The sequence below is a fragment of the Kitasatospora sp. NPDC057512 genome, assembly GCF_042802135.1.
Lineage (GTDB): Bacteria > Actinomycetota > Actinomycetes > Streptomycetales > Streptomycetaceae > Kitasatospora.
Genome location: NZ_JBHVET010000491.1, coordinates 1 through 6747, shown reverse-complemented (window position 1 = coordinate 6747; position 6747 = coordinate 1). Strand labels below are relative to the sequence as shown.

Here is a 6747-nt window from a genome sequence, read left to right as displayed (position 1 = left end):
CGGTCGCCAATGCTCCGCAGTGGCTCCCTCCTCCGCCTTGCGATGCACGCACCCCAACGCCGCCCCGCCCGCCCTCCGGGCGGACGACGGGAGTTTGAAGACAGGCCCTGGGGCCGCCCCTTCGGATCACGCCGGGAGCGCACGGAGCGTCGCGGCACCGCCCTGCCCCATGCCCCGCCCCCGTCCGGTTGCCGCTGCCCGTCGACCGGCGTCCCCCACGGTTCACCGGGCCGTTGCCCGGACGTCCCCGCGACGCCCCCGAAACTTCTGTCCCGCCCCGGCCCGAAGCATTCCGCCGACGCGGCGAACGGCCGAAAAGTCGCTTCCCCCTCCCACGGCGCTCCTCGCGGCGCGATCATCGTGCCGACGCCCGGTCACCACCAGCCCGTTGGGGGAGCCCTTGTTCCGCGACACCCGCCCGCGCGGCATCCGCATACCGACCCGCCGCGAGACCGCCGAGGAGTGGGGCGAGCAGATCGCCGTGCTCCGCGACGCCCCGCGCGGGTGGGGCTTCCTGCTCGGGCGGCTGTCCTCCGACGGCTTCCTCTGCCACCTCGACCTCAACTACCACCTGGACGGCGAACTCGTCGCCGTCGTCCAGACCTCGCGCCCCGTCCCGTCCGGCCACCGGGTGGGCTCCCTCACCACCCCGCGGTCCCAACTCTCCACCTTCCTGGCGAATTCGGACCGCCTCGACCCCCGCATCCACCTCGCCCCGCTGGACGGCCCGCCCACCCTCGGCGAGGTCCGGCTGCACGGCGTCCCCGTCCCCGTCGAGGTCCACCGCAGCCACGACTGCCGCAGCGCCCTGATCCCCCGGCTCCCCTCCCAGCCGGGCTACGCGATCGTCACCGCCGCGGCCGAGCACTGGGCCACCGCCACCGACCTCGCCCTCCGGCCCCCGGCGGCGTTCTGACCGTGCGCCCCCAAACAGGCAGGCGACCACGATCATTCCCCTGTCCGAGTGACGGACGATCACATTCAGCCCTCCTCGGCAGTTCCCGGACCAGGGGCGGAGGTTGGGGTTAGCCTGTGGACATGGTTGCAAACTACAAGGAAGAAGTAGCCATGCCCGACGCGGAGTTCGTCAGCGGTCCCGCTCTGATCCTCCAGTCCCTCGCCGCCGATCCCGGCCGGCAGGCCGTCGTCACCGCCGACGGCGCCGAGATCACCGCCGGCGACTTCGCCGCCGCCGCCTACCGCCTCGCCCACGAGCTGATCGCCCGGGGCGCCGCCCGCGGCACCACCGTGACCCTGCTGACCGGCAACACCCCCGAGGCCCTGAGCGCCCGGTACGCGGCGGGCCTCGCGGGCGCCCGGGTGGTGAACCTGTACGACGGCATGAGCACCCCGGTCCTGGCCGAGATCACGGCGAGCGTCGACACCACCGTGCTGCTCGTGGACGCCGAACGGTACGCCGCGGCAGCCGAGTTGCTCCCGCTGATCGACGTGCCGACCGTCCTCACCCTCGGCCCCGGCCCCGGCGGCGACCCCGCCGCCGTCGGCGAGGACGTCATCGCCGCCTCCGCCCACCGCCCCGCCGAACCCCCGGACGTCCGCGTCGGGCCGGAGGACGACCTCAGCATCCGCCACACCGGCGGCACCACCGGCATCCCGAAGGGCATCCTCAGCCTGCACGGGCCGTACCGCCGCATCTTCGACGCCCCGATCGGCAGCGACCCCGCCGGCGGCGCGCCCCGCCTCCTCGCCGCCACCCCGCTCGCCCACCTGGCCGGCATCTTCGCCGACCTGACCCTCCAGCACGGCGGCACGGTGGTCCTCCAGCGCTCCTTCGAGCCCGGCGCGGTCCTGGCCGCCGTCGAGCGCGAGCACATCACCGACCTCTGGGTGCTGCCGCCGCTGCTCCACCAGCTGCTCGACCACCCGGCGGTCGGCCGCACCGACCTCTCCAGCCTGCGGTACCTCTCCTACGGGGGCAGTGCCGCCTCGCCGACCCGGATCCGCGAGGCGCTCAAGGTCTTCGGGCCGGTCCTGGTGGGCCTCTACGGGATGTCGGAGGCGCAGCTGATCTCCTTCCTCACCCCGCAGGAGCACGACCGGATCGGCCCCGGCGGTCAGGTCCCGGTCGGCCGGCCCGTCCCGGGCGTCGAGGTGGCGATCCGCGGGGCCGACGGCACCGACCTGCCGACCGGCGAACAGGGCGAGATCCACCTGCGCTCCGACGCCGTCATGGCCGGGTACTGGAAGCGGCCCGACCTCACCGCCGCGGTGCTGCGGGACGGCTGGCTGAACACCGGGGACGTCGGCTACTTCGACGAGGACGGCTACCTCTACCTCTCCGACCGGGCCAAGGACCTGATCATCGTGGTCGGCGGCCACGTCTACCCCTCCGAGGTGGAGGACCTCCTCCTCACCCACCCGGCGGTCGCCCGCTGCGCGGTCTTCGGCGTCCGCGACGACCAGGAGGCGGAGCACGTCCACGTCGCCGTCGTCCCCGCCCCGGGGCAGCGGCCTGAGCTGGACGCCCTCCGCGCGTTCGTCACCGAGCGCAAGGGGCGGATCTTCGCTCCCGAGGTGCTGCACCTCGTGGACGAGATCCCGCTGACGCCCGTCGGCAAGCCGGACAAGAAGCGGCTGCGCGAGGCCGCCACGCGCTGAGGGGCCCACCGGGTGCGGGCGGCCGGTGGCGGCCGCACACCGAACCGGCACCGGTCCCCACGGGAATCCCCACCCGGCTTCACCCCAAGGTGGGGTTTGGCTCAACGCACCACGGGCCCCGTGCCGAGAAGCCAACGGGGTGGCGGCGCTGAGGGCCGCCACCCCACCCCCCAACCCCCGCCCGGCCCCCTACGCCTGCCGCGCCAGCGCATCGAGCGCCGCCGCGGCGGCCGGGTCCGGGCCGGGGGTGTAGACCTCCAACCGGTGGTCCGGCCGGTCGGGTTGGAGCCACACCTGGTACGTCACCTCCAGCGGCCCGACCGCCGGATGGTCCAGCGTCCTGCTGCCGAAGGTGCACTCCCGCACGTTCCCGCCCGCCCACCAGGCGGCGAACTCCGGGCTCTTCATGCTGAGTTCGCCGATCAGCCGGGCCAGCGCGCGGTCCTCCCCGTACCGCCCGGCGACCAGCCGCAGGTAGCCGACGTGGGTGCGGGCGTAGTGCTCCCAGTCCCGTTCGAGCGCGCGGGTGCGCGGATCCAGGAACAGCATCCGGCTCATCGACGGCCGGGTGGCCGGATCGTCCGGCGCCCCGTACGGGAGGTGTCCGGCGAGCAGCGCGTGGCCGAGGCGGTTCCAGGCGAGCACGTCGTTGCGGCGGCCGAGCAGCAGGGCGGGCACGTGGTCCAGCGAGGCGAGGAGCCGCACCGAGCGCGGGTCCGGCCGCTCGGCCGGAGGGCGGCTCCGTACGGCCCGGGGCGGGCGGCGGGCGAGGTCGCCCAGGTGGGTGCGCTGGGTGGCGTCCAGTCGCAGGACGCGGGCGATCGCGTCGAGCACCTGGTCCGAGGCGTTGGTGCTGCGCCCCTGCTCCAGCCGGGTGTAGTAGGCGACGCTGATGCCCGCCAGCCCGGCCAGCTCCTCCCGGCGCAGCCCGGCCACCCGCCGGTGCTCGGCCGGCACGCGCAGGTCCAGCTCGGCCGGGGTGACGGCGGCGCGGCACAGGCGCAGGAACTCGCCCAGCTCGCTGTTGGCTCCCATGACCCCCGAGGCTACGGCGGAAGGTTTCCGCAGGCCAGCGCCGTGGGTGACCCTCCGAGGAGTAGGAACGGCAGGTGGCTGGCCGGGGCGCGCGGGGCGCCGGAGCATGGCCCCGTCCGGCCGTGCCCCGGCCCCGCCCCAGCCAAGGACCCTCCACCGCCATGCCCCCAGCCCTGCTCGCGCTCGCCCTCAGCGCCTTCGCCATCGGCACCACCGAGTTCGTCACGAACGGCCTGCTGACCGCCCTCGCCGCCGACTTCGACGTCACCGTCGCCCGGACCGGGCTGGTCACCACCGTCTACGCCGTCGGCCAGGCCTGCGGTCCGGCGCTCGCCCTGCTCACCCTGCGGATGCCCCGCCGACGCCTGCTCGTCCTGCTGATGCTGCTGTTCACGGCGGGCAACCTCGCCTCGGCGCTCGCGCCGACCTTCGGCCTCCTCCTGGCCACCCGCTTCCTCACCGGGTGCACCCACACCGCCTTCTTCGGCGTCGCCTCCGTCGTGGCCTCCCGGCTCGTCCCGACGGCCCGGCAGGGAGCCGCGATCGCCCTGGTGTTCACCGGGCTGAGCCTGGCCAACGTCCTCGGCCTGCCGATCGGCACCCTGGCCGGGCAGGCCTGGGGCTGGCGCGGGGCGTTCGTGCTGGTCGCCGTACTCGGCGCGGTGGGACTGCTCGGCCTGCTGCGACTCCTCCCCCGTACGGACACCGCCCCGGCCGGCGCCACCCGAGACGACACCGCCCCGGCCGACGCCGCGCCCTCGCTCCGCGCCGAGCTGGCCGTCTTTGCGGACCTCCGCCTCTGGCTGGCCCTCACCGCGACGGCCGTCGGCTTCGGCGGGCTGTTCGCCTCCTTCACCTTCGTCCAGCCGATGCTGACCGGGGTCACCGGCTTCGGAACGGGCGACGTGGTCTGGCTGCTGGCGGTCTACGGCGCCGGACTGGTCGCGGGCAACTGGCTGGCCGGGCGGGCCGCCGACCGCGCCCTCGTCCCGACGACGGCGGCCCTGTTCGCGGCCCTCGCCCTCACCCTCGGCCTCTTCACCGCCACCGTCCACCACCAGGGCGCGGCCGTGGCCACCCTCTTCCTGCTCGGATTCTGCGGCTTCGGCCTGCTCACCCCGACCCAGGCCTACGTCCTGCGGGTCGCGGGCCGCGACTCCGTACTGGTCGGCACCGCCAACACCGCCGCCTTCGGCGTGGGCATCACCCTCGGCTCCCTGCTCGGCGCCGCCGTCATCGAACACGGCGCCGACACCGCCCTCCCCCTCACCAACCTCGCCGGCGCCGCCATGACGACCCTCGGCCTGCTGGTCTTCGCCCTCTCCGCCGCAACCGGCCCCCGCCGCCCCGCCTCCGCTCCGTCGACTCCCGCATGAAGCAACCCAGTTCAGTCGGCGTGAACCGCTCAGCCCTCCTCGCGGCCGCGGAAGGCCCGGCGGTACTCGCGGGGTGCGACGCCGACCCGGTCCACGAAGACCGGCCGCAGGGAGACCGCGGAGGCGAAGCCGCAGTGGGTGGCGACGGTGTCGACGGGCAGGTCGGTCTCCTCCAGGAGGCGCTGGGCGGTGAGGACGCGCTGGTCGAGGAGCCAGCGCATCGGGGTGGTGCCGGTGGTGGCGGTGAAGCGGCGGGCGAAGGTGCGTTCGGACATCAGGGCGGCGGCGGCCATCCGGCGCACCGTCCAGGGGGTGTCGAGGGAGGCCAGGACCTCGGCGCGGAGGCGGGCCAGCGGGTCGTCGCCGGCGGCGGCGTCCGGGACCGGGGAGGGGATGAACTGGCTCTGGCCGCCCGCCCGGAAGGGGGCGGTGACCATGGCGCGGGCGATGGTGGCGGCGGCCCGCTGGCCGTGGGCGGTGCGGACGAGGTGCAGGCAGAGGTCGATGCCCGCGGCGACGCCGGCCGAGGTCCACAGGCCGTCGCCGCCGGTGAAGAGCACCTCGGGCCGGACCGTCACCGCCGGGAAGCGGCGGGCGAGTTCGGGGGCGAGCGCCCAGTGGGTGGTGGCCTCGCGGCCGTCCAGCAGGCCGGCCTCGGCGAGGACGAAGGCGCCCGCGCAGAGCGAGGCGATCGGGACGCCGGCCGCGGCGACGGCCCGCAGGGCGCCCAGGACCTCCGGGGCGTGCCGGGCCCCCGGGTCCTCGACGCCCGGCACCACCACCAGGTCGCAGTCGGCGAGCGCGGCCAGGGCGTGGTCGGGGAGCCGCTCCAGCCCGCCGCCCAGCCGCACCCGGGCGCCCTCCGGCCCGCAGACCCGCAGGTCGAAGACGGGCTGCCCGGACCGGATGGCCCGGTTCGCCCACACCTCGCCGATCACGGCGTAGTCGAAGGCCCGGACACCGTCGAAGATCAGGCAACCCACCGTACGCATGGCAGGAACCTATCGATGGTCGGCATCTCCGCCCATCACGCCTCCCCGGTGGCGCCGACCACCATGGACGGCATGACGAACCTCGACGCCTTCGACGCCCCCCTCGCCCTCGACCCCGACGCCGTCCTGCTGCTCATCGACGTCCAGAAGGGCTTCGAGGCCCCCGCCTTCGGCCCCCGCGACAACCCGCAGGCCGAGCAGCGGATGGCCGAGCTGATCGCCGCCTGGCAGGACACCGACCGCCCGATCGTCACCGTGCAGCACGACGGCCCCGGCACCCCGCTGGCCGGGGGCACCCCGGGACACGACCTGAAGGACTTCGTCGCCGGGCTCACCCCGGCGCTGCACGTCACCAAGACCGTCAACAGCGCCTTCTACGGCACGCCCGACCTGCACGCCTGGCTCCAGGAGCGCGGCGCCCGGCAGGTGGTGGTCACCGGGATCATCACCAACGTGTGCTGCGAGACCACCGCCCGGATGGCCGGCAACCTCGGCTACGACGCGATCTTCCCCACCGACGCCATGCACTCCTTCGACATGGCCGGCCCGGACGGCGCCACCGTCCCGGCCGCCGACCTCGCCCGCGCCACGGCCGCCACCCTGCACGCGATGCGCTTCGCCAAGGTGGTGACCACCGAGGACGTCACCGGAGCCGCCCGGGCCTGACCAGCGGCTCGTGGGCGGTGCCCTCCTCGGCGTCGAGCAGCACGTACGAGGCCCCGGGG

General features: G+C 75.1%; 6 protein-coding genes. 4 read left to right on the top strand and 2 right to left on the bottom strand.

What is annotated here, in order from left to right; genetic code table 11:
- Nucleotides 1-388: 388 nt before the first annotated feature.
- The gene (locus tag ACFU6K_RS27170) at nucleotides 389-916 is read left to right on the top strand and encodes a hypothetical protein (RefSeq protein ID WP_380667286.1); all 528 of its coding nucleotides are present in this window, start codon (nucleotides 389-391) and stop codon (nucleotides 914-916) included.
- Between the two features lie 122 nt (nucleotides 917-1038).
- Nucleotides 1039-2619, top strand: coding sequence for an AMP-binding protein (locus tag ACFU6K_RS27165; protein ID WP_380667284.1), 1581 nt, complete (start codon nucleotides 1039-1041; stop codon nucleotides 2617-2619).
- Nucleotides 2620-2808: 189 nt separating this feature from the next.
- Here ACFU6K_RS27165 and ACFU6K_RS27160 read toward each other — a convergent pair whose 3' ends face one another.
- The gene (locus ACFU6K_RS27160) at nucleotides 2809-3654 is read right to left on the bottom strand and encodes a helix-turn-helix domain-containing protein (RefSeq protein ID WP_380667282.1); all 846 of its coding nucleotides are present in this window, start codon (nucleotides 3652-3654) and stop codon (nucleotides 2809-2811) included.
- A 161-nt stretch (nucleotides 3655-3815) separates the two neighbouring features.
- Here ACFU6K_RS27160 and ACFU6K_RS27155 point away from each other — a divergent pair, with 161 nt between their 5' ends.
- Nucleotides 3816-5030 carry an MFS transporter gene (locus ACFU6K_RS27155; RefSeq protein ID WP_380667280.1) on the top strand — a complete coding sequence of 405 codons (1215 nt, stop codon included), beginning with the start codon at nucleotides 3816-3818 and terminating at the stop codon, nucleotides 5028-5030.
- A 29-nt stretch (nucleotides 5031-5059) separates the two neighbouring features.
- Here the strand turns inward: ACFU6K_RS27155 and ACFU6K_RS27150 are convergent, their stop codons facing one another.
- Nucleotides 5060-6022: a GlxA family transcriptional regulator gene (locus ACFU6K_RS27150; protein ID WP_380667278.1), complete on the bottom strand. Its 963-nt coding sequence runs from the start codon at nucleotides 6020-6022 to the stop codon at nucleotides 5060-5062.
- A gap of 15 nt (nucleotides 6023-6037) precedes the next feature.
- Between ACFU6K_RS27150 and ACFU6K_RS27145 the strand changes: the two genes are divergently transcribed.
- A complete protein-coding gene (locus tag ACFU6K_RS27145; protein WP_380667276.1) occupies nucleotides 6038-6688 on the top strand; it encodes a cysteine hydrolase family protein in 651 nt (216 codons plus the stop codon).
- The last annotated feature ends 59 nt before the right edge of the window (nucleotides 6689-6747 follow it).